The sequence below is a fragment of the Candidatus Poriferisocius sp. genome, from assembly GCF_965208475.1.
Classification (GTDB): domain Bacteria; phylum Actinomycetota; class Acidimicrobiia; order Acidimicrobiales; family Bin134; genus Poriferisocius.
In genome coordinates this window covers 3,146,143-3,171,050 of sequence record NZ_OZ242338.1, presented here as the reverse complement: position 1 = coordinate 3,171,050, position 24,908 = coordinate 3,146,143, and the positions used below count along the sequence as shown (strand labels likewise).

The window sequence follows — 24,908 nt, the reverse complement described above, 5'->3', positions numbered from 1 at the left end:
GGCCATGGCCTCTTCGCAAGTAATCCTGCTCCGGGTCTCCGGACCAGATCGCCCCGGCTTGTTCGCCACGCTGCTCGACGTTCTGACCAGCGGCGGGGCACGCATCCAGGACGTGGAGCAGGTGGTGATCCGCCGCCAGCTCACCCTGGGCATCGTGATGGAGGTTCCCCCCGGGCAAGACCTGCTCAAAGACCTGTTGCTGTTCGGATGGGAGCAAGAGGTCGCCGTCGAGTTCGACGTGGTCGACCCCACGCCCTCTTCCCACACCGGCGCCTACGCCGTGACCGTGCTGGGCCGGGAGTTGACCCCGGCGATGCTGGCCGCCACCGCCTCTGCCATCGCCGACGGCGCAGGCAACATCAACCGCATCGTGCGCCTCTCCCGCTATCCCATCTACAGCTACGAGTTGCTGGTGGAGGGGGGCGATGCCGACGCCATCCGGCGCAACCTGCTGTCGGTGGCCGGCGCCAACCCCGAATTCGACGTGGCCATCCAGCGGGAAGGACTGGCTCGGCGGGCCAAGCGGGTCGCCCTGCTCGATGTCGACTCCACCCTCATCCAAGATGAGATGATCGATCTGCTGGCCGCCGAGGCGGGATACCGCGAGGTGTGCCGGAAGCTAACCGACCAGGCCATGCGAGGCGAGATCGACTTCGAAACTGCCCTGCGGGAACGAGTCCGCCTCTTGGCCGGTTTGGACGAGGCCGCGCTGGAGCGGGTATGGGACCAGGTCATCCTCACCCAAGGAGCCCGGACATTCGTGACCACCCTTCAACGGCTGGGCTATGCCATTGCCATCGTTAGCGGCGGCTTCACCCGCTTCTGCAACCGGCTCAAGCAGAGCTTCGACCTCGACTACGCCTTCGCCAACACCTTGGAGATGGCTGATGGCAAGCTCACCGGCAACCTCGAAGGCCCAATCGTGGACCGCGGCCGCAAAGCCGAGATTCTCCACGAAGTGGCCGCCGCCGAAGGGGTGTCGCCCGAGCAGGTGGTAGCAGTGGGCGACGGCGCCAACGACATCGACATGCTCACCGCCGCCGGTCTGGGCATCGCCTTCAACGCCAAACCCAAGGTGCGCCAAGAAGTCGAGACCTCGGTCAGCGTCCCCTACCTGGACGCGGTGCTGTTCCTCCTGGGCGTAAGCCGCGAAGAAGTCGAAGCCGAGGGAATCTAGCCGTCGCCGAGATGACTCCCGATCCCCCGCCGATCCGCAGCCTGCCGGCCGCCAACAGAACCTGACCGATGCCCGCAGCAGAATCAGACCCTCCCCCGATCCGCAGCCTGCTGTTCGTCCCGGCCAACCGGGCCGACCGGATGCAAAAGGCGCTGGCCACGCAGGCCGATGGGGTGGTGTTCGATCTGGAAAGCGCCATCACCCGAGCAACAGCCGCTGAAGCCCGGGCCAACGTCCGCCACGCCTTGGAAGCCCACACCCCAGGGCAGCCTGCGGTGTTTGTGCGGGTTTCTGCGGTAGGCACTCCCGACTTCGCCCCCGACACCGACGCCTGCCGCCACCCGTCGCTCACCGCTCTGATGCTTCCCCAGATCGCCGAGCCCAGCGAAGTAGCCGCCGCTTCCGATGCCTTGGAGGGCACCGCGGCCCGCATCATGCCGCTGGTGGAGACCGCGTCGGCCGTCCGCTTGGCCTACGAGCTGGCCACCGCCTCCGACCGAGTGGCCTACATGGGCGGCGCCACCGGCCGCCACGGTGACCTGGGCCGCTCGGTGGGCTTCCAATGGACTCCCGAAGGCATCGAGACCTTGTACCTCCGCCAAAAGGTGCTCATTGACGTGCGCGCCGCGGGCGTGTTGAACCCGCTGTCGGGGCTATGGGGCCACGTCGACGACCTCGACGGTCTCACCGGGTTCGCCCAGCAGACTCGCCAGCTCGGCTATGAGGGAATGATGATCATCCACCCCAGCCATATACCCATCGTCAACCAGACCTTCTCCCCCACCCCCGAAGAGGTAGAGGGATGGCGCAGCCTCATCGCCGCAATCCAAGAGGCGCAGGCCCAAGGCATCGGCGCATTCAGATACCAAGGCCGCCTCATCGACCATGCCCACCTCCTCACCGCCCAGCAAAACCTCTCCCGCGCCGAGCGACTGGGACTTGGCTAGCGCAAGCCGCCGCTCCCGCCGATGTCAGGGACGAGTTTTCTTGTTGCCGTGGACCGAGGGCTCGGCACACCATTGCAACCGCAGGGTGCCGAGGGGTTCCCGGATAGACTCGGGCAGTCCAAGCACACCGCACAGCACCCGTTCGTCCAGTTGTTGGCGGGTTTCGTCTCGATAAGACTCATTGGCCGGCAACATGGGGCTGCGCTCAAACTCGTCGAACACCATGGCCAATTCTTGCACCTGCTCATCCGGGATCTCCTTCAGATTCAGCACTGGGATATTCCCCATCGTGGTCACCGTCAGGTTGGCGCGGCCCTTCTGCTGCCGGTTCGACATCCACCACCGGCCCACCAATCCGAGGGTGCTGTTCAACCACACGCAGAGTGCCTTTTCCCAGATCTCGACGTCAAACTTATCATCGGGCGTCGGGTGGAATGAGGGCCAGGCTCGGCCGCCTATGGCCAGGCAGGGCGTCATGCAGGCCGCCATCGGTTGCGAGTTCACCTGGAAGTCTCTGTTGAGGTGTAGCCGCGTGGCACCGGCAATAGAGAGTTTGCCCAGATTCGAACGCCCTTCCCAAACGACAAGGGCGAATTCCCTCAACTCGTGGCGCTCGACACCCTGCGAACAGGGCAGTACGCGCATGGCGGTCTCTGCTCTGTGGTTGTGGGACCAAAGCACAGGCCAACTCGCCTGGGCAAAATCCGCTCGGTTGGGCAGCTTGAAGATGTCGAACGGCCCACGGGGAAAACCGTTTGGCATATGTCCAGAGATATCGCGATCCACCCACCCTCGACATCCCAAATGGCCAAGCGTCGTTATAGGGATTTCAATAACTGGAGAATGGGGCAGTGTCAGTCGGCCAGCTGCCAGTTCCGTAGCTGATACCATCACCCCGACATTGGACACCCCAATAGGTTGACCCTTCATTTCGGCACCAAACATCGAGTTGGCGATCAACCCCATGTCTTCTTCACCAACTGCCAGCAAGCCAGAACTGCCCAGTTTGGCGTTGACTGCTCGAGCCACTTCCACCCCGGCAATTGGTGAGATTGGAATTCCGTTCAAAATCGCATAGGCGATTTCCAACTCTGTACTGGTTGCCGGTTCCTCCTTTTTTGTAGCAACAAAGATTACTTCAGCCATACCGGTGTCGGCTGAAAAGGCCCGGCCTTCGGAGCCACCGTCTCCTTGGTCAGATATAGAGACCGCAACAATGTCCATGTACCTCTTGGTCAGGAGTTCCCGCGCTCCACCCCACGCTGCCCCTGACACCACCGACGCTGGCAAGACCAAGGCCAATACTCCACCCGGTTTGAGCTTGGCATGGGCCAAGTCGATGAAGTTGGAGGCGATCCCGGCGTTGCCGTGACTCGCCTTCGTGCCCCTGATGCCTTTCGTGTTCGCTGCTAGTGCATCCGACATCACTTTCTGCGCCTTCGAGTCATTGCCCAGTCCGGCGAAAGCTGGGTTGGGCACATCGGCGTGGTGGCCCTCGTGGTTGGTCGGTCGAGTGAACGGCGGATTCATGATGACAATGTCAAGAGACTCGGCAGGAACATCAGCGACGGCCATGACCTCGTCTCCCTGAGCGGTTGCGGCCATCGTCCCATCGCCCCACAGGGCGGCACGGGTGTTGGAATGAAGCAAGTCGAGTGCACCGATTCGATATGCCGACACCCCCATAGCATCGGACACCTCCCCGTAGGGCATGACCCATGTCTTGGTACCGGTGTAATCGACATCGGGCCTCTCACCCGACAGTCGGGCTGCGGTAAGATGCACGGCCGCAGGCATTATGTCGCATCCGATCATCACGTTCTCAATAAGCGCCCGGTGGGCTGCGGCGTCATCACCTCCCTCAACCCTGTGCCGCTCCATGATGCGGCGATAGGCCGCGGTAAGAAGCGCTCCTGTTCCACAGGCCATATCGCCCACCCGCAATCCGCCTATAGCCTCCACATCCGACCAGTCCGCCTCCAAACGGCCAACGGCCAACTCGGCCAGCAAGGCAGCAGAGGCAGGCTGCGTGTAGAAGGTGGCCAAGAACTTCCGATCACCGATCAATTCCCCGAAGAGCCGGCCCACAAAACCCGAGGCATCTGGAGTCTCAAGAATCGCGGCTGCGGTGCGGCACAGGATTCGCAAGGCCTCAGCGGCGTGCCTGGCCCCAGCAATCGACCACACAAGCTTTCGGCTCACTCCGAAGATCGGCCAGTAGTCGACAGCCAAGATCTCATCCCAGACTTCCAGGATGCGCAGCTGATGGAAGTCATTCTCAGCCATCATTAGAGATGGAGAAGGGATGTGGGGATGATGTTCGGAAACGTGAAAATGAAACAGCACGGCGTTGAACACCACCGCCATGGCCATCCGATTGGTCTGCTCGCCAGGCTCTTGGGTCAGCACATCCCCAAAGGCCTCGGCCACCCCGGCTCCTTGGATGGCAACTTCCGCTGCCGCGGCCAATCTCATCTGCACCAAGTCGGCCATCGCGGTGGTTTCAGCTCCATCGGCTCCTGCTCGGTCGATGAACGCGGCCAATTCTGAGATTCTGCCCTCCAACCATCCTGACTCAGGAAACCTCATTGGCTCGCCGTCGCCATTCACCGACCACATGGCCCACTGGAATGTGATCTCGGTGAACGCTCCTTGGGCTAGCTCCTCGTCGGAGAAGTCATTGAGACGCTCCGGGCTCCTCACGCCCACCACCACTCGGACCGGGCGATCGTCTTGCGCCCAACGCATTCCGAAGTGCTCCAAGCACTGCTGCTCCAACTGTCGAGCGGGCACATTGGCGTACTTGTTCTCCACCAGAACCCGTTCCCGGCCCGGAGCATCCACGGTGATGTCGGGCTGCTTCGCTGAGCCGACCAGTTTGCGGGCCCGCTCTGCCTCCACCACCGACTGCGAATGACAGCGACCTACGGCCGCGGCAATGGCCGCATTCAGAGCCTTTTCGTCGCGGTGGCCGGAGGTTGGCATTCTTCGATTGTACGAGCGTGATATGACAGATTGGCTGCAATCCCAACCTCGAAACAGGTCTCCCGACAATGAAGCCAGCACAATCACCTTCCCCGGCAACGAGTGCATGCCGCCGGGGTGGTACAAAACGGCTATGGCACAGACCACTTTCCGAGACACGACAGTCAATACCGGCGGCGACCTCCCTGCGGTGGGAGCGGCGGCGCCAGCATTCACACTGACGGGCGGCGATCTGGCCCCGGTCACGCTGGAGGGCCTGGCCGGTCGCAATGTGGTGCTCAACATCTTCCCCAGCATCGACACCGGGGTGTGCGCCAGCAGCGTGAGAGCTTTCAACGAGCGGGCCGCCGGGCTGGACAACACCACCGTGGTCTGCGCCTCGATGGACCTGCCTTTCGCCGGTTCCCGGTTCTGCGGCGCCGAGGGCATCGAGAACGTGACCATCGGCTCCATCTTCCGCAATAGGGAGTTCTTGGACGACTACGGCGTGGAGATGATCGACGGCCCCCTGTCGGGCCTCACCGCCCGGGCCGTGGTGGTCATCGCCCCCGACGGCACCGTGGCCCACTCCGAGTTGGTGGAAGCCATCGCCTCTGAACCCGACTACGACGCCGCCCTCGCCGCCTGCTCCTGAGCAAAGCCAGCCCGTTACTCCAGCCCGCTACTTGGGAGTGAACACCCGCCGCGCCACCTCGCGGATGCGCTGAGCCAGGGGTTCGCGATCGGGATGCTGGGCTGCTTCGGCATCCTCAAGCTCCTGCACCACGTCAACCCGGTCGAGGTAGCTGGACATGAACGCCTGGACGGTGGCCGCGGCCGGCAGAGCCAGCACCGCCCCCACCGCGCCCAATAGCAGGCTTCCGGCGATCACCGATCCGAATGCCACGGTCACGTGGATCTCCATGGTGTGGGCGGTCACCTTGGGCTGAAGCAGGTAGTTCTCCACCTGCTGATAAACCGCAATGCCGATCAATATGGCCAGCCCGACCGACGGGCTGTCCAGCAGCCCGATGAGCACCGGCAGCGCTCCGGCGATGTAGGTGCCGATCACCGGAACGAACTGCGACACCAGCCCCACCCACATCGCCATCGGCACCGGGAAGGGGGCGCCCACCAGCCAGAACACCAGCCAGTGGACCAAGAACGAGATCGCGGCCAAGATCAGCCGGCTGTAGATGTAGCCCCCGGTCTTGTCGATCGCCAGATTCCAGATGCTCAGCACCAGCCGCTGACGCTCAGGGGGTAGCAACGAGCAAATGTTGCGCCGCAGCTTGGGCCCCTCGGCAACCAGATAGAACGTGAACAGCACAATGGTCAGAATCTGAAAGAGCACTTGCAAGACGGTGGCCCCCAGGTTGACAAGATTGTCGGCCAGCCGGGTGGCCAGGTTGGCGACCGCCCCACCCTCCTGGAACTCGTCGAGCAACCCTTGGGCATCGATCTCGATGTCGAAGGCGTCCTCTACCCAGTCCTCAATGTCGTTGATGTAGCCGGGAGCGTCGTCGGCGAACTCGCCTATCTGGTCGGCCAGCACCGTGCCGATGGCCCAAAGAAACAGCCCCAGGGCGATCAGCAGAAACAGGAACATCATCCCGGTGCCCAAGCCTCGCCGGATTCCCCCCCGCTCCATCCGGTTCACCGCGGGTTCCAGCGCGAAGGAGGCGAAAAACGACACCAGCACGATCACCAGCAGCGTTTTCAGCTCCGCGATCAGCCAGCCCAACACGTACAGCCCGCCGAGAGCCGCGGCCCCGGCCATAATGGCCCGAAACAGCCAGGGTGGAATCTTCGGGGACAGTGTATCCTCGGACGAAGTTTCGTCCACGATTTCACGCTAACCGTAGCCCCTTGCTCAATTGGGGATTTGGCCGAGCCACCGCCAGCCGGTATCATTTGAGACTCGTGTCGGCTCCGGCCGGCAATGTCCGTATCAAACGACGTCCGTCTAGGCCTGCAAGGTGTATTCACCCTGTTCGGGGAACCGGACGGCACAACCTAAGCCCGCTCCGCCGGAACGCCCCACACGATGGGGCTGCACCCGTGCGGAGCGTTCGCATGAAGGCAGGTTCGCGATGGTTGCCAAGGCGATTGTCGGCGAAAAACTAGGAATGACCCAGGTTTGGGACGAGGACGACCGCGTCGTGCCCGTCACCGTGCTGCGGGTGGAGCCCTGCCGCGTCGTGCAGGTGAAACGGCCCGAGACCGATGGTTATTCCGCCTTGCAGGTGACCTTCGGAACCCAGAATCCCGATCGGCTGACCCAGCCCGAACGCGGCCACCTGGCCAAGGCCGGGGTTGCCCCTGGCCGCACGCTGGTGGAGTTGCGCCTCGACGACGTGGGCGCCTACGAGGCCGGCCAGGAGATCGGGGTAGAGGTGTTCGACGGCGGAGAGTTGGTGGACGTCACCGGAGTCAGCAAGGGCAAGGGCTTCACCGGCGTTATGAAACGGCACAACTTCAGCGGTCAAAAGGCCAGCCACGGGGCCCACAAAGTCCACCGCAAGCCCGGCGCGGTGGGCCAGTGCGCCACCCCGTCGAGGATTTTCCGCGGCAAGAAGATGCCGGGACGAGCGGGCGCCGAAAAGGTCACCACGCTGAATCTCCAGGTGGTGAGGGTGGACAGCGAGAACGACTTGATCCTGGTGAAGGGCTCGGTTCCCGGCCGACGCGGCTCAACCGTGCTGATCCGCAGCGCCGTGAAGAACGGTGCGAAATGACCGCCGTGGCCGTTCGCGATACCACCGGCACCGAGACCGGTTCGGTGGACTTGGACCCCGAGGTGTTCGATATCAAGCCCAACGTGGCCGTCATGCACCAAGTGGTCACCGCCCAACTGGCGGCCCGGCGCCGGGGAACCCAGAGCACCAAGACCAAAGCCGAGGTCAAAGGGGGCCCCGGCAAGCCGTGGCGCCAAAAGGGCACTGGCCGGGCCCGCCACGGCTCGATACGCAATCCCCAGTGGCGGGGAGGGGGCGTGGCCCTCGGCCCCAAGCCTCGGAGCTACCGCCAGCGCACGCCCAAGAAAATGGTCCGCTTGGCGCTGCGGTCGGCGCTTTCTGATCGCGCTCGCGAAGAGAAGGTTGTCGTGGTCGACCGCTGGCAGTTCGAATCCCCCCGCACCAAGGATGCGGTGGCCGCGCTCGACGCCTTGCAGGTTGAGGGTCGCGTGCTGTTGGTAGCTGACGGCGATGAGCCTGAGGTGTGGAAGAGCTTCCGCAATCTGCCCCGGGTTCACCTCATCACCCCCGGTGAGCTGAACGCCTACGACGTGCTGGTGTCCGATGTGGTGGTGTTCACCCTCGGCACCCTGCCCTCCACCACTGCCGCCGGACAGGATTCCGACGAGGCCGACGCGAGCGAAGGAGACGAAGCGTGAAAGACCCCCGCGACGTTGTGCTGGCCCCGGTGGTCTCAGAGAAGTCCTACGAACTGCTGGAATCCAATGTCTACACCTTTCGGGTTCACCCCGACGCGTCCAAGCCCGAGATCAAAGACGCGGTGGAGTCGTTGTTCGACGTCACCGTTCTCAAAGTCAACACCATGAACCGCAAGGGCAAGCGCCGCCGCAACCGGCGCAGCCCCACCTTCGGCCGCCGACCCGACGTCAAGCGGGCGCTGATCACGCTGGCCGAAGGCGACCAAATCGAGTTGTTCGATGTTTGAGGCACACCATGGCAGTTCGTAGACGAAATCCCACCAGCCCCGGTCGCCGCTTCCAAACGGTTTCGGACTTCTCCAGCGTCACCGCCACGAAACCCGAGAAGTCGCTGGTGGCCAAGAAGACCAGCACCGGTGGGCGCAACAACCACGGACGCAAGACCGCCCGTCATCGGGGTGGAGGCCACAAGCAGCGCTACCGCGTCATAGACTTCAAGCGGGCTAAGGACGGCGTTCCCGCCACAGTGGCATCGGTGGAATACGACCCCAACCGCAACTGCCGCATCCTGCTGCTGCATTTCCACGACGGCGAGAAGCGTTATGTCTTGGCCCCTGAGGGCGTGGGCGTGGGCGACATCCTGCAAAACGGACCCACCTCCGAGATCAGGCTGGGCAACGCCCTGCCGCTGCGCTACATACCAGTGGGAACCACCGTCCATGCCGTTGAGTTGAAACCCGGCGGCGGGGCCCGCATGGCTCGTTCCGCCGGCGCCAGTGCCCAGCTCGTGGCCAAAGAAGGCAGCTTTGCCACCCTCCGGCTTCCCAGCACCGAGATGCGACGAGTGCCCATAGACTGCCGGGCCACTGTGGGAGCGGTGGGCAACGCCGAGGCCGAGCTGGTCAAGCTGGGCAAGGCCGGTAGATCCCGCTGGAAGGGAGTACGGCCGCAGACCCGGGGTGTGGCCATGAACCCGGTTGACCACCCATTGGGCGGAGGCGAGGGCAAATCCTCCGGCGGACGCCACCCCGTGTCTCCGTGGGGCCAGTCCGAGGGCCGCACCCGCAACAAGAAGAAGAAGTCGCAGCAAATGATCATCCGACGACGTCGCACCCGCGGCGGCCGTCGCTAGGACGAGACACCGAAAGGAGGGACCGCCGATGCCCAGGAGTTTGAAGAAGGGCCCGTTCGTCGACGGCCACCTGTTGCGCAAGGTAGACGCGCTCAACGACCAGAACACCAAGCAGGTCATCCGCACCTGGTCCCGCCGCTCCACCATCATCCCCGACATGGTGGGCCACACCATTGCGGTCCACGACGGCCGCAAGCATGTGCCGGTCTACATCACCGAGTCGATGGTGGGCCACAAACTGGGCGAGTTCGCGCCCACTCGAACGTTCCGGGCCCACGCAGGCCAAGAGCGAGGAGCCCGGCGCTGATGACCGCGGTCACCGTGGGCGCCGAGACCCGGCCGGGCAGTCGGGCAGTGGCCAAGTACGTGAGGTCCTCGGCCTACAAGGCCCGGGAAGTGCTCGACTTGGTGCGAGGGAAGTCGTATTCCGAAGCTCGGGAGATTCTGACCTTCTCGGAACGGCGCATCTCCGACACGATCGCCAAGTGCCTCGACTCCGCGGTGGCCAACGCCGAGCACAACGATGAGCTCGACGGCGACGAGTTGTTCGTCGCCGCCTGTTATGCCGACGAGGGCCCCACGCTCAAGCGCTGGCGGCCCCGGGCCCGAGGGCGGGCCACCCGCATTCGCAAGCGGACCTGCCACATCACCGTGGTGGTGGCCCGATACACCGACGAGGAATTGGCCGATTTCGACGCCCGCATGGCCCTCAAAGGCACTGGCCGGCGCACTTCGGCAGCCGAAACCCGTCGGCGGCGGGTGGCGGCCAGCCGCGAGCGCGACGCCAGTCGAGCCGAAGACCACGACCACGATGAGGACGACATCGAAGCCCCGGATGACGCCGAGGCCGAGGCCGAAGCTGTATCCGAGGCCGAAGCTGTATCCGAGGCCGACGACTCCGATGCTGTATCCGAGGCCGACCAGGCCGAGGCCGAATCCGAAGAAGACGAGAAGGAATCCTGATGGGCCAGAAGATCAATCCTTACGGGTTCCGACTGGGGGTCACCACCGATTGGAAATCGCGCTGGTTCGCCAACCGGCGGGAATACGGCGACTTCATCATCGAGGACTGGAAAGTGCGCGACTACCTGATGTCGGAGTTGCCCCACGCAGCAATCAGCCGCATCGAGATCGAGCGCACCCGAGACCGGCTGCGGGTAGACGTCCACACCGCCCGGCCGGGAATCGTCATCGGTCGCCGGGGCAGCGAGGCCGACCGGCTCCGCAATGGCCTGGCCAAGATCACCGGCAACAACCGGGTGCAACTCAACATCCAGGAGATCAAGCAGCCTGAGCTGGACGCCGCTCTCATCTCCCAGGGAGTTGCCGACCAGCTCGCAAACCGGGTGGCCTTTCGCCGGGCCATGAAGCGGGCGGTGCAAAATGCCCAGAAAGCCGGAGCTCTCGGCATTCGAGTGCAGTGCTCGGGCCGCTTGGGCGGCTCGGAGATGGCCCGCACCGAGTGGTACCGAGAAGGCCGGGTTCCCCTTCACACGCTGCGGGCCGACATCGATTACGGCTTCCGAGAGGCTCACACCACCTACGGGCGCATCGGAGTGAAGGTGTGGATCTACAAAGGCGACATCCTGCCCTACAAGACTCAGGCCGAGGACAAGATCAGCCGCGAGGCGGCCATGGCGGTCGGGGAGGCCTCCGGCTCGCAGAGACCGCGAACCGTGGTGTCGTCGGCCGCGGCCCGGCGGCAGGGCGAGGTGGATCGCCCTGAAGAAGCCGAAGAGCCCGCACCGTTGATCAAAGAAGCCGACCCCGAGTTCGAGAAGCTGCTCGAAGAGGAGGAGGACATCCTCCGCACCACTCGCGAACACCGCGAGACGCCGCACTTCCGCCCCGGCGATGGAGACTGACCTGCCATGTTGATGCCCAAGAAGGTCAAGCACCGCAAACACCATCGCGGCCGGACCAAAGGCCGCGCCAAAGGGGCTACCAGCGTGAACTTTGGCGAGTACGGCATCCAGGCCCTCGAACCGGGGTGGATCACCGCCCGCCAGATCGAGGCCACCCGCATCGCCATCACCCGGCACATCCGTCGAGGCGGCAAGGTTTGGATCAACGTCTTCCCCGACAAGCCGGTTACCGAGAAGCCCGCTGAAACCCGCATGGGCTCAGGCAAGGGCAACCCGGAGCGCTGGGTGGCCGTGGTGAAACCCGGCCGCATCCTGTTCGAGCTCTCCTACCATGACCCTGAGATGGCCCGCACCGCCATTGAGCGGGGCATCCAGAAGCTCCCTGTCAAGGCCCGCTTCGTCGAGCGCCGGGAAGGGTGGTAGCGATGGCCCGCAAAGCAACCTGGACCGGCCTCAGTGACGCTGAGCTCATTGAGCGGCTGGACGAGGCCAAAGACGAGGTGTTCAAGCTCCGCTTCCAAATCGTCACCAGCCGTCTGGACAACACCGCCCGCCTGAAGCAGGCCAAAAAGGAGGTGGCTCGAGCCATGACCGAGCTGCGAATGCGGGAGATTCAAGCCGCCGAGGCCCTGGAGGCAGAGAATGTCTGATCCCTCGATTGAAGTGCCCCCCACTCCCCGGCCCAACGGCCGCAAAGTGCGGGAGGGGATGGTGGTGTCCGCCGCAATGGACAAGACCGCAGTGGTGGCATCCACCGATCGTGTCCGCCACCGCCGCTACAACAAGACCGTGCAGCGCACCACCCGCCTGTACGTCCACGACGAGACCAACCAGCTCGCGGTGGGCGACCGGGTGCGGGTGCAGGAAACCCGTCCGCTGTCCAAGAACAAGCGGTGGCGGCTCCTCGAAGTGGTGGAGCGGGCCCGATGATCCAGCAGGAGACCCGGGTCAAAGTGGCCGACAACTCCGGGGCCAAAGAGGTGCTGTGCATTCGGGTCCTGGGCTCCTCCCGAAAGCGCTACGCCACCATCGGCGACGTGTTCGTGGCTACCGTCAAAGACGCCATGCCCGGTGCCGCGGTCCGCAAGGGCGACGTGGTGCGCTGCGTTTTGGTCCGGGCCAAGAAGGAGAAGCGGCGCAAGGACGGCTCCTACATCCGCTTCGACGAGAACGCCGCCGTGCTCATCAACGACCAGCAGCAGCCTCGGGGAACCCGTATCTTCGGCCCGGTGGGGCGAGAGCTGCGGGACAAGCGGTTCATGCGCATCGTGTCGCTAGCACCGGAGGTGCTGTAGCTGCCATGAAGATTCGCAAAGGAGACCGAGTCCGGATGCTCAGCGGGAAAGACCGGGGCAAGGAGGGTGAGGTCATGTTCGCCTTCCCGGCCCAGGGAACGGTGATCGTGGACGGCGTGAACGTCGCCACCAAACACCAAGGTCCCCGCCAGGGGATTATGCAGACCGGCATCATCGACAAGGAGATGCCCGTCAAGGCCTCCACCGTGGCCGTGATCAGCCCAGCCGACGGCCGCCCCACCCGAGTGGGATACCGGTTCGACACCGACGGCCGAAAGGTCCGCATATGCCGCCGCACCGGGGTGGACCTGTAATGGCCGCCACTATTTCTGCCCCCCGACTGCAAGCCCTGTACCGGGAAGAGGTCCGCGACCAGCTCAAGGAGCATCTGGATCTGAACAACGTCATGCAGGTGCCCCGCTTCGAGAAGGTCGTTTTGAACATGGGCGTGGGCGAGGCCGTGGCCCAGGCCAAACTGCTCGATGGCGCGGTGGCCGACCTGACCACCATCGCCGGCCAACAGCCCGTCATCACTCGGGCCAAGAAGTCCATCGCCAACTTCAAGATCCGCGAGGGGAACCCCATTGGGGCCAAGGTCACCCTTAGGGGGCCCCGCATGTGGGAGTTCCTGGATCGGCTCATCAACCTGGCCATTCCCCGCATCCGGGACTTCCGGGGCCTGTCGCCCCGAGCCTTCGACGGGAACGGCAACTACTCGTTCGGGGTCACCGAGCAGCTCATCTTCCCGGAGGTCGACTACGACTCCATCGACACCGTCAGGGGCATGGACATCACGATCGTCACCACCGCAACCACCGACGAGGAGGGCCGAGCTCTGCTCGAGGCCTTCTCCTTTCCATTCCGAGCCGAGGGACAGTAATTCAATGGCAAAAAAAGCGCTTGTCCAAAAGCAGCAGAAAACGCCGAAGTTCAAGGTGCGGGGCTACACCCGCTGCCGCCGCTGCGGCCGACCCCGGGCCGTGTACCGCAAATTCGGCCTGTGCCGAGTGTGCCTTAGGGAGCTGGCCCACGCGGGCGAGATCCCCGGCCTGACCAAGGCGAGCTGGTGAGGTGATCGTGAGTATGACCGACCCCAAAGAGGTGATGCGACTGTGAGTATGACCGACCCCATCGCCGACATGCTGACCCGCATCCGCAACGCCAACACCGCCATGCGCGACGAGGTGAAGATGCCGTCCTCCAAGATGAAGGTGGCGCTGGCCGGCGTCCTGAAGCAGGAGGGCTACATCGACAACTTCGAGGTGGCCAACGCCGAGCGCGGCCCCGGGCAAACCCTCACCATCGACATGAAGTACTCCGACCAGCGGGAGCGGGTCATCTCCGGTATCACCCGGGTGTCCAAGCCCGGCCTGCGGGTGTACTCCAAGTCGGACGGGATCCCTCGAGTGCTCGGTGGGCTGGGGGTGGCCATCGTGTCCACCAGCAAGGGATTGATGAGCGACCGCGAGGCTCGCCGCCGCCGCATGGGCGGCGAGGTCGTCTGCGTGGTTTGGTAGGAGGGCTGCGGTGTCAAGAGTTGGAATGAACCCCATACCGGTGCCAGACGGCGTGGACGTGGCCATCAACGGCGCCCATGTGACCGTTACCGGCCAACGCGGCTCGCTGGAGCACAACCTGCCTGAGGCCATCTCGGCTCGAATCGAAAACGGGTTGGTGCTCGTCGAGCGGGCCGACGAGCAGCGCAACACCAAGGCCCTGCACGGGTTGAGCCGGTCGCTGTTGGCCAACATGGTCACCGGGGTCAGCGAGGGCTACCGCAAAGAACTGGAGATCGTGGGGGTGGGCTATCGGGCCATCGCCCAAGGCGCAGGCAAGATCGAGTTGCAGTTGGGGTTCAGCCACCCTGTACACGTCGAGGCGCCCGACGGGGTGACGTTCGAGGTGCCCAACCAGACGAGCATCCACGTTCTGGGCTTCGACAAGCAAGCAGTCGGCCAAGTGGCCGCCGACATCCGAGCCATCCGCAAGCCCGAGCCCTACCGGGGCAAGGGCATTCGCTATGCCGGTGAGCGGATCATCCGCAAGGCCGGGAAGGCCGCGAAGTAGGGCACCGGAAAGAGATATGAGCAGCGTCAAACACAAGCACCACAGCCGGGTCCGGCGCCATCGCCGGGTCCGCAAGAAGGTCCAGGGCACCACCGAGCGCCCCCGCCTCGCCGTGTACCGGTCAAACCGCCACATCATCGCCCAGCTCATCGACGACACCGCGGGCCACACCATCGCGTCGGCCTCCACCACCGAGTCGGGGCTGCGATCCGGTCCTACCGGCAACGTGGCCGGTGCCGCCGCGGTGGGCAAGCTCATCGCTGAGCGGGCCAAGGAGAAGAACATCACCGCGGTCGTATTCGACCGGGGCGGCTTCCGCTACCACGGACGAGTGGCCGCCCTAGCTGATTCAGCTAGAGAAGCTGGACTGGAGTTCTAGTGACCACCATCAACGCATCCCAAAATACCTCGCGTCGGGAACGGCCATGACTGACACCTCAACCTCGACGCCAGCCGGCGACGCCCAGCTGCGCGACTCCCGGGTCATCAACATCAACCGGGTGGCCAAAGTGGTCAAGGGCGGACGGCGGTTCTCCTTCACCGCGCTGGTAGTGATCGGCGACGGCGCAGGACGGGTCGGGCTGGGCTACGGAAAGGCCAAGGAGGTGCCCCTGGCCATTCAGAAGGGCACCGAGGAAGCCCGCCGCAACCTGTTCCGGGTACCGCTGGCCTCCTCTACCATCACCCACCCCGTTATCGGCGAGATGGGCGCCGGTCGGGTTCTGCTCAAGCCGGCTGCCCCCGGCACCGGCGTGATTGCCGGCGGCGCGGCTCGGGCCATCCTGGAAGAAGCCGGCATCGGCGACGTTTTGTGCAAGTCACTGGGATCGCCCAACCACATCAATGTGGCCCGGGCCACCATCGCCGGACTCAAGGCCCTCAAGCGCCCCGACGAGGTGGCCCGCCACCGGGGCATTCCCGCCGATGAGTTCGTTCCCGCCGGACTGCTGGCCGCCTACCGGGAATCGGAGCGCATGTCCGCCACCGCCTCGGCCGGCGACGAGGAGTAGCCGCCATGGCGATCAAGGTCACCCAGACCCGATCTCAGATCGGCACCCGGCCCAAGCAGCGGGGCACGCTGCGGGCGCTGGGGTTGCGGGGCATCGGGCAGACCAACACCCTGCCGGACGCCCCTGAAATCAGGGGGATGATCGACAAGGTGGACCACCTGATCTCCTGGGAGGAGACCGACGAATCATGAAGGTCCACGATCTGAAACCAGCTCCCGGCTCTCGCAAGCAGCCGCAGCGCAAGGCCCGGGGCATCGCCGGCAAGGGCGGGAAGACCGCGGGCCGGGGCATGAAGGGCCAGCGGGCCCGCAGCAAGATCCCCGTCGGATTCGAGGGCGGCCAGATGCCTCTGGCCCGCCGCGTGCCCAAGCTTCGGGGGTTCAAGAACCCCTTCCGAGTGGAGTACCAGGCCATCAACCTAGACGTGATCGAGGCCACCGGGCTCGATGAGGTCACTCCTGAAGTCCTGCACGAGCACGGGCTTCTGCACAAGGGCGCTTTGGCCAAGGTGCTGGGCCGGGGCGAGCTGACCCGAGCGGTCACCGTCAAGGCCCACGGTTTCTCCGAGTCCGCCAAAGCGGCCATCACCGCCGCAGGCGGTAGCGTGGAGGTGTTGCCCAAGCCCTTCACCGGGCGACCCCCGGCCAAGGGCAACGCCCTAACCAACCGCTAGCCACGACCCCCAGGGTCAAAGGAGAGATATAGCCGTGCTCACCAGGGTGACGAACATGTTCCGAGTGGCCGATCTGCGGAACAAGATCCTGTTCACCCTGTCGATGCTGGTCGTCTTCCGCCTCGGTGTCGCCATCCCCTCCCCCGGCGTCGACCTCGACGCCGTCGAACAGCTCCGCAACCAGGCCGATGCCGGCGGTGTCACCGGGTTGTTGAACTTCTTCTCCGGCGGGGCCTTGTCGCAGTTCGCCATCTTCGCCCTGGGCATCTTCCCCTACATCACCGCATCCATCATCATGCAGGTGCTGGGCGTGGTGATCCCCCGCATCGAGCAGTGGCAGAACCAGGGTGCGGTGGGCCAGCGCAAGATCACCCAGTGGACCCGGTACCTGACCATCGCAATCGCCATCATCCAGGCCACTTCCTTCTCCTTCCTGTTCCACAACGGCGGCGGCGGGCTCAGCCTCACCGGAGGCAACGCCAACCAGGCCATCGACCTGCTGCCCAACTTCACCGCCCCCCGGGTGTTCCTGGTGGTGCTCACCCTCACCGCGGGCACCGCCCTGCTGATGTGGATGGGCGAGCTCATCACCCAGAAGGGCATCGGCAACGGCATGTCGCTGATCATCTTCGCCTCGGTGGTGTCCACCATCCCCAACCAGTTCTCCCTCGTGAAGGCGTCGGAGGGTTGGGGCGCGGTGTTCGTCATCGCCCTCATGTACCTGGCCCTTTTGGTGGCCATCGTGTTCGTGGAGAACGGCCAGCGCCAGATCCCGGTGCAGTTCGCCAAGCGTGTGGTGGGCCGGCGCATGGCCGGCGGCCAGAGCACCTACATCCCGCTGAAGGTGAACCAGTCGGGGGTGATCCCCATCATCTTCGCCAGCTCGGTTCTGTACCTGCCCATCTTGCTCTCCGCGGTGCTCCCCTCTGATTCCAACCCCGACCACAACACTTGGGGGGAGAGCGTCCAGAGCTGGGTGAACACCCACTTGGGTGATCCGGCCGACACGGTGTACCTGATCGTCTTCGCCCTGATGATCGTGGGGTTCGCCTACTTCTACACCGCCATCACCTTCGACCCGGTCAAGCAGGCCGACCAGATCCGCAAGCAGGGCGGTTTCATCCCCGGCATCCGGCCCGGCCGCCAAACCGAGCGCTACCTGGGCCGCATCCTGTCGCGCATCACTTTGCCCGGGGCGCTGTTCATCGCCGCGGTGGCCGTCATTCCCGCCATTGCCCTCTCCCAGTACATCCCCAGCGAGAGCGCAACCGCCTATAGCTTCAGCGGCATCTCCGTGCTCATCGCGGTGGGCGTGGCCCTGGAAACCATGAAACAGATCGACAGCCAGCTCATGATGAGAAACTACGAGGGCTTCCTGAAGTAATGCCTCAAGTCCTCGTGATTCTGGGGCGTCAGGGGTCGGGCAAGGGGACCCAGGCCGCGTTGTTGGCTGAACGCTACGGGGTTGTCCACGTGTCCACCGGCGACATGCTCCGGGCCGCGGTGGAGGCGGGCACCGAACTGGGTCTGCGGGCCAAGGCGGTGATGGATGCCGGCGACCTCGTGGGCGACGACATCATGATCGGCATTGTCGATGAACGGTTGGGCGACGCCGACATCCAAGCCCGCGGTGTGCTGTTGGACGGCTTTCCCCGCACCACCGCGCAGGCCGACGCTCTGGCCGAGATCGCGGGCGGAACCGGGGCCGATCTGGCCATCAACCTCGACGTGCCCATTGCCGAGGTCACCGAGCGGATGCTGGCCCGGGGCCGGGCTGACGACACTGCCGAGACCATCGCCCGCCGGCTGGAGCTCTACGAGGCCGAAACCGCCCCGCTGCTGGCCTGGTTCGAGGAGCGGGGGTGCTTGGCCGTGGTCGACGGCCTCGGCGCCGAAGACGAGGTGTTCGCCCGCATGGCCGAAGTCATCGACGGGCTCTAGTGCCGCTCGAGCCTGCTAGCCGGTTTGTTCCCATCAGAAGCGCCCGATAGCATGGCTCGTCGGCTCACGTAGTGGGCCATTATTCGCGCCGTTAGCCGCATCAGCTTGCCAAGACGTCAGGAGAGGTCGCCCTTGGCGAAAAACAAGGAAGACGCCATCATCATGGAGGGGACGGTTACCGAATCCCTTCCCAATGCCATGTTCCGGGTTGAACTCGAGAACGGGCACAAGGTGCTGACCCACATCTCTGGCAAGATGCGGATGCACTACATCAGAATCCTCCCCGGCGACCGGGTCCAAGTGGAATTGACCCCTTACGACCTCCAGCGGGGCCGGATCACCTACCGATACAAATAGCCCCCACGAAAACAGCCCCCTATGAGAACAGCCACAGCGCACAACGGATCATCGAAAGGCACACCGTGAAAGTCCGTCCCAGCGTCAAGAGAATCTGCGACAAGTGCAGGGTCATACGCCGACATGGGCGAGTGCGGGTGATCTGCACCAACCCCCGACACAAGCAGAGGCAGGGCTGAGCTGTGGCCCGTATCGCCGGCGTCGACATCCCCCGGGAAAAGCGCACCGTGGTCTCCCTGACCTACATCTACGGCATCGGGCCGTCTTTGGCCCGCGGGATCTGCTCCGAGACGGGGATCAGCGAGAGCACCCGATTGCGCGACCTCACCGATGAAGAGGTGGCCCGATTGCGCAACTACATCGAGGGCAGTCTGCGGGTGGAAGGCGACCTTCGCCGGGAGACCAGCCAAGACGTCAAGCGCAAGATGGAGATCGGCTGCTACCAGGGACTGCGCCACCGCCGGGGGCTCCCCGTGCGCGGCCAGCGCACCCATACCAACGCTCGAACCCGCAAGGGACCGAAAAAGACAGTCGCCGGAAAGAAGAAAGTGATGAAGAAGTGAGACGAGAAGGGATTTTCCGCTAATGGCCAAGCCATCAGCCGGAGGGCGCCGGCCCCGGCGCCGAGAGCGCAAGAACATCTCCTACGGGGTGGCTCACATCAAGAGCTCCTTCAACAACACCATCGTGACCATCGCCGACCAGCAGGGCAATGTCATCTCTTGGGCTTCAGCCGGCAACGTCGGATTCAAGGGATCTCGCAAGTCCACCCCGTTCGCCGCCCAGATGGCCGCCGAGCAGGCCGGCCGCAAGGCCATGGAGCACGGTGTGCGCAAGGTTGACGTGCAAGTCCGCGGGCCGGGCTCGGGCCGTGAGACCGCCATCCGCTCGCTTCAGGGAGTGGGCATCGAGATAACCGGCATAAAAGACGTCACCCCCATTCCCCACAACGGTTGCCGACCGGCCAAGCGGCGGAGGGTCTGACATGTCCCGCTACACCGGCCCGCGATCCCGCGTATCCCGGCGACTCGGCGTGAACGTATGGGGCACCAAGGGCGAGACCATCGCCCTAGAGCGGCGCCCCTACCCTCCGGGCGAACACGGAAGGTCCCGACGACGGGGCAACGTGTCCGAGTACCTGCTCCAGCTTCAGGAGAAGCAGAAGGCCAGGTACACCTACGGCCTCAACGAGCGCCAGTTCCGCAACGTCTTCAAGGAGGCGGCCCGCCACAAAGGGGTCACCGGCGAGAACATGCTGCGGTTCTTAGAGCTGCGCCTCGACAACGTGGTGTACCGCCTCGGTTGGGCGGCCACCCGCCCCCAGGCCCGGCAGTTCGTCTCGCACGGCCACATCAGCGTGAACGGCCGCCGGGTCAACATCCCCAGCTACCGACTCCGCAAGGACGATGTGCTGTCGCTGCGAGACAAGGCCAAGGAGATGATCGTGGTGACTTGGAACCTGGATGTGCTCGATCGCACTCCTCCCGCCTGGCTGAGCCGGAGCGACGACGGCTTCGAGGCCTCCGTGCGAGACGCCCCGCTGCGCGAGCAGATCGATGTGCCAGTCAGAGAACAGCTCATAGTCGAGCTCTACAGCAAATAAGCCCAACCCAACCACCATTCCAAGACCTGAGGGAGCCGGATCATGCTGGTAATGCAACGACCCACCGTGGAACCTGTCACCGAACTGGAAGGCAATCGCCAGAAGTTCGCCATCGGCCCACTGGAGCCTGGCTTCGGGCACACCCTCGGCAACTCCCTGCGCCGAGCGCTGCTGTCGTCGATCCCCGGCGCGGCCGTGATCAGGGTGCGCTTCGACGACGCCCTCCACGAGTTCGACACCATCAGCGGTGTGGCCGAGGACGTGACCGACATCATCTTGAACCTGAAGGATCTCGTGTTTCGGTGCTACAGCGAAGAACCGGTTGAACTCCGCATCGACCAGCGAGGCCCCGGCGAACTCTCCGGTGCGAGCTTGGCCGTCACCCCCGACGTCGAAGTGCTCAACCCCGATCTGATCGTCGCCCGGTTGAACGACAAGGCCCGATTGGCCATGGACGTCACCGTCTCTCGGGGGCGGGGCTATGTATCGGCCGAGAGCAACAAGGAAGACTCCACCATCGGGGTCATCCCCATCGACTCCATCTTCTCCCCCGTGCGCCGGGTGACCTATACCGTTGACCCCACCAGAGTGGAGCAGTCCACCGAGTTCGACCGTCTGGTGCTGGACATCGAGACCGACAGCTCCATCACCCCCCGAGATGCCCTTGCCTCGGCTGGCGCCACCTTGCGGACCCTGGTGCAGTTGGTCGAGGAGATGAGCGATGAACCCCAGGGGCTGAGCATGGCCGAGGCGGGCAGTGCTCTCGCCGGGGCCCCCGACCTGGATTTGCCCATCGAAGACCTGGAGCTTTCCGAACGGCCCCGCAACTGCCTCAAGCGGGCCCAGATCAACATGATCGGCGAGTTGCTGGCCCGCACCGAGGACGAGTTGCTGGCCATCACCAACTTTGGACAGAAATCGCTGGACGAGGTCAACGAGAAGTTGGACGAGCGGGGTCTCGCCCTCGCTGGGCCCCGGTCCTAGAGCGGGGAACACCATGCCCGGACGACCCCGCAAAGGACGCCGCTTCGGCGGAAGCTCGCAGCATCAGAAGCTGATGATGGCCAACTTGGTCGCCTCGCTGATCGCGGCCGAGGCCATCACCACCACCGAGGCCAAAGCCAAGGCCATGCGCCCGGTGGCCGAGAAGCTCATCACCAAGGCCAAAAAGGGCGGGCAGCACAACCACCGCCAAATCCTGGCCCACCTGGGAGACCCGGAGATCGCCGACAAGCTCATAGTGGATATCGGTCCCCGCTACGCCAACCGGCCCGGCGGCTACACCCGCATCCTGAAGCTGGGGCCGCGCTACGGCGACAACGCCCCCATGGCCCGCATCGAGTTGGTCTAGCCCCCCGACGACCGTGCGAGTCCGCGCCACGGTCGCCTACAACGGCGGGTCGTTCCATGGGTTCGCAGTCAACGAGGGGGTCCGAACGGTCGGCGGTGAGCTGACCGAAGCCCTCACCCGGTACTTGCGCCAACCGGTGGAGTTGGCCTGTGCCGGCCGCACCGACGCCGGTGTCCATGCCAGAGGTCAAGTGGTGAGCTTCGATGCGGCCGACAGCGCCGACCTGCTGGGCCTGCGCACTGCGGTGAACCGCATGTTGGCCCCGGCCATCGCCATCTTGGATCTGGAGGCTGCGCCTTGCGGCTTTGACGCCCGCTTCGCCGCCACCAGCCGCACCTACCACTACACGGTGCTGAACCGCGAGGTGCCCGATCCGTTCCTGGCCGCAACCGCTTGGCACCATCCCCGTCCGCTCGACACCGCCGCCATGAACGCGGCGGCCGCGGCCATCGTGGGCGAACACGACTTCTCCTCCTTCTGCCGCCGGCAGCGCAATGCCGATGGCACCGAAAAATCCCGGGTGCGCGTCGTCAAGCGGGCCAACTGGCTCGTCGCCGATCAAGGCCTGTTGCGCTTCGAGATCGAGGCCTCCTCCTTCTGCCACCAGATGGTCCGCTCCATCACCGGCGCCCTGGTGGACATCGGCACCGCCCGCTGCCCTCCCGAGTCCATGGCCGAAATCCTGGTCGCCAGGGACCGCGCGGGCGTCGGTAGGCTGGCCCCACCCCATGGCCTGTGCCTGTGGTCGGTCTCCTATTCGCAAGCCCCATAAGCCGATGCCCGCTGGGCCAGTTGTCACCCCCCTGGTTCGGGCCGTATCATTGCCGTTCCGGGATCGCGTCCGAAAGAAAGCCGATGCCCACCTACACTCCGAAAATCAGAGACATCGAACGCGCGTGGCACCTCGTGGATGCCGAAGGGCTCGTCCTCGGTCGCATGGCCACCGAAGTGGCCAGCGTGCTGCGAGGCAAGCACAAGCCCGGCTTCACGCCCCACCTCGACACCGGCGACCACGTGATCATCGTGAACGCCGAAAAAGTGGTGCTCACCGGCACCAAAACCACTGACAAGCAGGTGTACCGCCACTCCGGCTATCCCGGCGGCCTGCGCCAGAGCAGCTACGGACACCTCCTGGAAACCCAGCCGGCCGAGGCGGTGCGCCGAACGGTGCGGGGAATGCTCCCCAAGAATCGTCTCGGCCGCCAGATGCTCCGCAAGCTCAAGGTCTACGCCGGACCGCTCCATCCCCACCAAGCCCAGCAGCCCCAGCCCATGGAGATCAACGGGGCCCGATCCAAGACCGGAGACTCTTGATGCCCTCCCCTCTGACCCAGGCCACCGGACGCCGCAAACGAGCTGTCGCCCGCGTCCGGCTACGCCCCGGCGCCGGGCAGGTGACCGTCAACGGGCGCCAAGCCGAGGACTACTTCCCATCCCGGAGCCACCGGATGGCGTTCATGGCCCCCCTCCGGGTCACCAACACCGCCGAGATGTACGACATCGATGTGAACATGCACGGCGGCGGGGCCAACGGCCAGGCCGGAGCTCTGCGGTTGGGCATTGCCCGGGCGCTGGTGGCCTTGGATCCTGAGATGAGGGAAGTTCTCAAGCAGGAAGGCTTCCTGACCCGCGACGACCGCAAGAAGGAGTCCAAGAAGTACGGCCTGAAGAAAGCCCGCAAGGCGCCTCAGTACTCCAAGCGCTAAGAGACGGCGCGAATGGGCACTGCGTCTAGCGGCAAGGCGGCGATTGAGCAGCGATGCTGGAAGTCGCGGCTCGCCTGTCCCCGCCAGCGCTAAGCCCAGCCCGTGCTCCGCTTCGGTACCGACGGTGTTCGGGGCCGAGCCTACGACGAGCTACTTCCCGATGATGTCGTCCGACTGGCCCACGCCGCGGCCGAAGTCTTGGCCCCATCCGGCCCGGTTGTCATCGGCCGCGACACCCGGGCATCGAGTCCCGATTTCGCTGATGCCCTGATCACCGGGTTCAGTGCAGTCGGGGTTCCCACTCTGGACATGGGGGTGGCCCCTACCCCAGCAGTGGCTTGGGCCGCGGCCCGAGAGCACATCCCCGGTGCCGTGGTCTCGGCTTCCCACAACCCGTGGCAGGACAACGGTGTCAAGCTGTTCGGCCCCGGTGGCCGAAAACTGGACGACGAACTACAGGCTGCTCTGGAGTCGGTTCTCGCCGATCCCGACCGGGGTCGGCCACCCGATCCCGCCGGTGCTCGACTGACCACCGATGCCTCCGCGCTGGTGCGCGGCTATCAGACCGCGGTGGCCGCCTCCGCCGACTTCGACGGACAAGGACTCCGAGTGGTTGTGGACGCGGCCCACGGCTCGGCTACCGCCGCGCTCCCCGGCCCGCTCCAGGCCCATGGCGTAGCCGTCACCGTGATCAACGCGCGACCCGACGGTCGCAATATCAACAGCCGGTGCGGCTCCACCCACCCTGAGGCCGTGGCGCAGGCGGTCTGTGCACAAGGCGCCGATTTGGGGCTCACCTTCGACGGCGATGCCGACCGGGTGCTGGCCGTGGACCACACCGGCGATCTGGTGGACGGCGATGAGATAATCGCCATCTGCGCGACCGATCGCCATCGACAGGGTCGGCTGCCCGGCAATACCGTGGTGGTAACGGTGATGACCAACCTGGGCTTCCATCGGGCCATGGCCCGGCAGGGAATCAACGTGGTAACCACTCCGGTGGGCGACCGCCATGTTTGGGCCGCCCTCCAAGACGGCGACTGGGCGCTGGGAGGCGAGCAGTCGGGCCATGTGATATTCCCCGCCCTAGCCAGCACCGGCGACGGCCTTCTCACCGCCTTGCAACTCCTCGAAGTGGTCGCCCGACGCGGCCTGCGGTTGCGCGACCTCACCGCCGACACCATGACCAAGATGCCCCAGGTGCTCCAGAACGTGTCCATCGGCTCAACCTCTGTTGACGAAGACCGCCTGTCGGCCGCGGTCGCCGCCGCCGAACAGGCATTGGGCGCCAACGGCCGAATCCTGGTCCGCCCCTCCGGCACCGAACCCGTCGTGCGAGTCATGGTCGAGGCCGAAACCCCTGAAGTCGCCAGATCCATCGCCGCCGACGTCGCCGATGCGATAGGCCCCTGAGCCCGTCAGC

At 64.9% G+C, this 24,908-nt stretch carries 37 protein-coding genes and 1 pseudogene; 36 read left to right on the top strand and 2 right to left on the bottom strand.

The genetic code is table 11. The annotated features are described in order from the left end of the window. Positions 1 to 4 precede the first annotated feature (4 nt). Positions 5 to 1,177, top strand: a complete 1,173-nt coding sequence (gene serB, locus ACOGXA_RS14890) for a phosphoserine phosphatase SerB (protein ID WP_419924640.1) — start codon at positions 5 to 7, stop codon at positions 1,175 to 1,177. A gap of 68 nt (positions 1,178 to 1,245) precedes the next feature. Continuing rightward, positions 1,246 to 2,124 (top strand): HpcH/HpaI aldolase/citrate lyase family protein, encoded by an 879-nt coding sequence (locus tag ACOGXA_RS14885; RefSeq protein ID WP_419924639.1) that lies wholly within the window; start codon positions 1,246 to 1,248, stop codon positions 2,122 to 2,124. 24 nt (positions 2,125 to 2,148) lie between these two features. Here the strand turns inward: ACOGXA_RS14885 and ACOGXA_RS14880 are convergent, their stop codons facing one another. After that, entirely contained in the window at positions 2,149 to 4,668 is a 2,520-nt protein-coding gene (locus tag ACOGXA_RS14880; RefSeq protein WP_419924638.1) for a hypothetical protein, read from the bottom strand. Positions 4,669 to 5,242: 574 nt separating this feature from the next. Between ACOGXA_RS14880 and tpx the strand changes: the two genes are divergently transcribed. Beyond that, positions 5,243 to 5,743, top strand: coding sequence for a thiol peroxidase (gene tpx, locus ACOGXA_RS14875; protein WP_419924637.1), 501 nt, complete (start codon positions 5,243 to 5,245; stop codon positions 5,741 to 5,743). A 27-nt stretch (positions 5,744 to 5,770) separates the two neighbouring features. On the opposite strand, the gene ACOGXA_RS14870 is transcribed toward tpx, so the two are convergent. Further along, positions 5,771 to 6,934, bottom strand: coding sequence for an AI-2E family transporter (locus ACOGXA_RS14870; protein WP_419924636.1), 1,164 nt, complete (start codon positions 6,932 to 6,934; stop codon positions 5,771 to 5,773). Positions 6,935 to 7,181: 247 nt separating this feature from the next. Between ACOGXA_RS14870 and rplC the strand changes: the two genes are divergently transcribed. The 33 genes and pseudogenes from rplC (at position 7,182) to glmM (ending at position 24,898) form a co-directional block, all read left to right on the top strand. Beyond that, entirely contained in the window at positions 7,182 to 7,826 is a 645-nt protein-coding gene (rplC, locus tag ACOGXA_RS14865; protein WP_419924635.1) for a 50S ribosomal protein L3, read from the top strand. Beyond that, positions 7,823 to 8,485, top strand: a complete 663-nt coding sequence (rplD, locus tag ACOGXA_RS14860) for a 50S ribosomal protein L4 (protein WP_419924634.1) — start codon at positions 7,823 to 7,825, stop codon at positions 8,483 to 8,485. The genes rplC and rplD overlap by 4 nt, the downstream gene beginning before the upstream one ends. Then, positions 8,482 to 8,772 carry a 50S ribosomal protein L23 gene (gene rplW / locus ACOGXA_RS14855; RefSeq protein WP_419924633.1) on the top strand — a complete coding sequence of 97 codons (291 nt, stop codon included), beginning with the start codon at positions 8,482 to 8,484 and terminating at the stop codon, positions 8,770 to 8,772. Before rplD ends, rplW begins: the two co-directional genes overlap by 4 nt. Before the next feature lie 8 nt (positions 8,773 to 8,780). Beyond that, complete coding sequence (gene rplB, locus ACOGXA_RS14850; RefSeq protein WP_419924632.1) at positions 8,781 to 9,617, top strand: 50S ribosomal protein L2; 837 nt, start codon at positions 8,781 to 8,783, stop codon at positions 9,615 to 9,617. Between the two features lie 28 nt (positions 9,618 to 9,645). After that, positions 9,646 to 9,924 carry a 30S ribosomal protein S19 gene (gene rpsS, locus ACOGXA_RS14845; protein WP_419924631.1) on the top strand — a complete coding sequence of 93 codons (279 nt, stop codon included), beginning with the start codon at positions 9,646 to 9,648 and terminating at the stop codon, positions 9,922 to 9,924. Continuing rightward, positions 9,924 to 10,580, top strand: coding sequence for a 50S ribosomal protein L22 (gene rplV / locus ACOGXA_RS14840; RefSeq protein ID WP_419924630.1), 657 nt, complete (start codon positions 9,924 to 9,926; stop codon positions 10,578 to 10,580). Before rpsS ends, rplV begins: the two co-directional genes overlap by 1 nt. After that, a complete protein-coding gene (rpsC, locus tag ACOGXA_RS14835) occupies positions 10,580 to 11,482 on the top strand; it encodes a 30S ribosomal protein S3 (RefSeq protein ID WP_419924629.1) in 903 nt (300 codons plus the stop codon). The genes rplV and rpsC overlap by 1 nt, the downstream gene beginning before the upstream one ends. 6 nt (positions 11,483 to 11,488) lie before the next feature. Continuing rightward, the gene (gene rplP / locus ACOGXA_RS14830; RefSeq protein WP_419924628.1) at positions 11,489 to 11,905 is read left to right on the top strand and encodes a 50S ribosomal protein L16; all 417 of its coding nucleotides are present in this window, start codon (positions 11,489 to 11,491) and stop codon (positions 11,903 to 11,905) included. A 2-nt stretch (positions 11,906 to 11,907) separates the two neighbouring features. After that, complete coding sequence (gene rpmC, locus ACOGXA_RS14825) at positions 11,908 to 12,132, top strand: 50S ribosomal protein L29 (RefSeq protein ID WP_419924627.1); 225 nt, start codon at positions 11,908 to 11,910, stop codon at positions 12,130 to 12,132. Further along, the gene (gene rpsQ, locus ACOGXA_RS14820; protein WP_419924626.1) at positions 12,125 to 12,412 is read left to right on the top strand and encodes a 30S ribosomal protein S17; all 288 of its coding nucleotides are present in this window, start codon (positions 12,125 to 12,127) and stop codon (positions 12,410 to 12,412) included. The genes rpmC and rpsQ overlap by 8 nt, the downstream gene beginning before the upstream one ends. Further along, on the top strand, positions 12,409 to 12,777 hold the full coding sequence (gene rplN / locus ACOGXA_RS14815) for a 50S ribosomal protein L14 (protein WP_419924625.1): 369 nt from the start codon (positions 12,409 to 12,411) through the stop codon (positions 12,775 to 12,777). The genes rpsQ and rplN overlap by 4 nt, the downstream gene beginning before the upstream one ends. 5 nt (positions 12,778 to 12,782) lie before the next feature. Continuing rightward, positions 12,783 to 13,091 carry a 50S ribosomal protein L24 gene (gene rplX / locus ACOGXA_RS14810; protein WP_419924624.1) on the top strand — a complete coding sequence of 103 codons (309 nt, stop codon included), beginning with the start codon at positions 12,783 to 12,785 and terminating at the stop codon, positions 13,089 to 13,091. Further along, positions 13,091 to 13,657, top strand: a complete 567-nt coding sequence (gene rplE, locus ACOGXA_RS14805) for a 50S ribosomal protein L5 (RefSeq protein WP_419924623.1) — start codon at positions 13,091 to 13,093, stop codon at positions 13,655 to 13,657. The genes rplX and rplE overlap by 1 nt, the downstream gene beginning before the upstream one ends. A gap of 4 nt (positions 13,658 to 13,661) precedes the next feature. Further along, positions 13,662 to 13,847, top strand: coding sequence for a type Z 30S ribosomal protein S14 (locus ACOGXA_RS14800; protein ID WP_419924622.1), 186 nt, complete (start codon positions 13,662 to 13,664; stop codon positions 13,845 to 13,847). A gap of 42 nt (positions 13,848 to 13,889) precedes the next feature. Beyond that, the gene (gene rpsH, locus ACOGXA_RS14795) at positions 13,890 to 14,294 is read left to right on the top strand and encodes a 30S ribosomal protein S8 (protein WP_419924621.1); all 405 of its coding nucleotides are present in this window, start codon (positions 13,890 to 13,892) and stop codon (positions 14,292 to 14,294) included. A gap of 10 nt (positions 14,295 to 14,304) precedes the next feature. Beyond that, the gene (gene rplF / locus ACOGXA_RS14790) at positions 14,305 to 14,844 is read left to right on the top strand and encodes a 50S ribosomal protein L6 (RefSeq protein WP_419924620.1); all 540 of its coding nucleotides are present in this window, start codon (positions 14,305 to 14,307) and stop codon (positions 14,842 to 14,844) included. A gap of 16 nt (positions 14,845 to 14,860) precedes the next feature. Next, positions 14,861 to 15,223, top strand: coding sequence for a 50S ribosomal protein L18 (gene rplR / locus ACOGXA_RS14785; protein WP_419924619.1), 363 nt, complete (start codon positions 14,861 to 14,863; stop codon positions 15,221 to 15,223). Between the two features lie 46 nt (positions 15,224 to 15,269). Then, complete coding sequence (gene rpsE, locus ACOGXA_RS14780) at positions 15,270 to 15,854, top strand: 30S ribosomal protein S5 (RefSeq protein WP_419924618.1); 585 nt, start codon at positions 15,270 to 15,272, stop codon at positions 15,852 to 15,854. A gap of 5 nt (positions 15,855 to 15,859) precedes the next feature. Continuing rightward, a complete protein-coding gene (gene rpmD / locus ACOGXA_RS14775; RefSeq protein WP_419924617.1) occupies positions 15,860 to 16,045 on the top strand; it encodes a 50S ribosomal protein L30 in 186 nt (61 codons plus the stop codon). After that, complete coding sequence (gene rplO / locus ACOGXA_RS14770) at positions 16,042 to 16,527, top strand: 50S ribosomal protein L15 (protein WP_419924616.1); 486 nt, start codon at positions 16,042 to 16,044, stop codon at positions 16,525 to 16,527. The genes rpmD and rplO overlap by 4 nt, the downstream gene beginning before the upstream one ends. A 34-nt stretch (positions 16,528 to 16,561) precedes the next feature. Beyond that, positions 16,562 to 17,911, top strand: coding sequence for a preprotein translocase subunit SecY (secY, locus tag ACOGXA_RS14765; protein ID WP_419924615.1), 1,350 nt, complete (start codon positions 16,562 to 16,564; stop codon positions 17,909 to 17,911). Next, positions 17,911 to 18,468 (top strand): adenylate kinase, encoded by a 558-nt coding sequence (locus ACOGXA_RS14760; protein ID WP_419924614.1) that lies wholly within the window; start codon positions 17,911 to 17,913, stop codon positions 18,466 to 18,468. The genes secY and ACOGXA_RS14760 overlap by 1 nt, the downstream gene beginning before the upstream one ends. Positions 18,469 to 18,600: 132 nt before the next feature. Then, complete coding sequence (gene infA / locus ACOGXA_RS14755; protein ID WP_419845009.1) at positions 18,601 to 18,825, top strand: translation initiation factor IF-1; 225 nt, start codon at positions 18,601 to 18,603, stop codon at positions 18,823 to 18,825. A gap of 65 nt (positions 18,826 to 18,890) precedes the next feature. Then, positions 18,891 to 19,004, top strand: coding sequence for a 50S ribosomal protein L36 (rpmJ, locus tag ACOGXA_RS14750; protein ID WP_419924613.1), 114 nt, complete (start codon positions 18,891 to 18,893; stop codon positions 19,002 to 19,004). Positions 19,005 to 19,007: 3 nt separating this feature from the next. After that, positions 19,008 to 19,388: a 30S ribosomal protein S13 gene (gene rpsM / locus ACOGXA_RS14745; protein WP_419924612.1), complete on the top strand. Its 381-nt coding sequence runs from the start codon at positions 19,008 to 19,010 to the stop codon at positions 19,386 to 19,388. Between the two features lie 22 nt (positions 19,389 to 19,410). Then, the gene (gene rpsK / locus ACOGXA_RS14740) at positions 19,411 to 19,809 is read left to right on the top strand and encodes a 30S ribosomal protein S11 (protein WP_419924611.1); all 399 of its coding nucleotides are present in this window, start codon (positions 19,411 to 19,413) and stop codon (positions 19,807 to 19,809) included. 1 nt (position 19,810) lies between these two features. Then, positions 19,811 to 20,428, top strand: coding sequence for a 30S ribosomal protein S4 (gene rpsD, locus ACOGXA_RS14735; RefSeq protein WP_419924610.1), 618 nt, complete (start codon positions 19,811 to 19,813; stop codon positions 20,426 to 20,428). 42 nt (positions 20,429 to 20,470) lie between these two features. Then, a complete protein-coding gene (locus tag ACOGXA_RS14730) occupies positions 20,471 to 21,412 on the top strand; it encodes a DNA-directed RNA polymerase subunit alpha (protein WP_419924609.1) in 942 nt (313 codons plus the stop codon). A 13-nt stretch (positions 21,413 to 21,425) separates the two neighbouring features. After that, a pseudogene (rplQ, locus tag ACOGXA_RS14725) lies at positions 21,426 to 21,776 on the top strand (50S ribosomal protein L17); the annotation flags it as partial. Positions 21,777 to 21,792: 16 nt separating this feature from the next. Next, positions 21,793 to 22,551: a tRNA pseudouridine(38-40) synthase TruA gene (gene truA, locus ACOGXA_RS14720; RefSeq protein WP_419924608.1), complete on the top strand. Its 759-nt coding sequence runs from the start codon at positions 21,793 to 21,795 to the stop codon at positions 22,549 to 22,551. An 83-nt stretch (positions 22,552 to 22,634) separates the two neighbouring features. After that, positions 22,635 to 23,093 carry a 50S ribosomal protein L13 gene (rplM, locus tag ACOGXA_RS14715; RefSeq protein WP_419924607.1) on the top strand — a complete coding sequence of 153 codons (459 nt, stop codon included), beginning with the start codon at positions 22,635 to 22,637 and terminating at the stop codon, positions 23,091 to 23,093. After that, positions 23,093 to 23,485 (top strand): 30S ribosomal protein S9, encoded by a 393-nt coding sequence (gene rpsI, locus ACOGXA_RS14710; protein WP_419924606.1) that lies wholly within the window; start codon positions 23,093 to 23,095, stop codon positions 23,483 to 23,485. Before rplM ends, rpsI begins: the two co-directional genes overlap by 1 nt. Positions 23,486 to 23,587: 102 nt before the next feature. After that, the gene (gene glmM, locus ACOGXA_RS14705; protein WP_419924605.1) at positions 23,588 to 24,898 is read left to right on the top strand and encodes a phosphoglucosamine mutase; all 1,311 of its coding nucleotides are present in this window, start codon (positions 23,588 to 23,590) and stop codon (positions 24,896 to 24,898) included. The last annotated feature ends 10 nt before the right edge of the window (positions 24,899 to 24,908 follow it).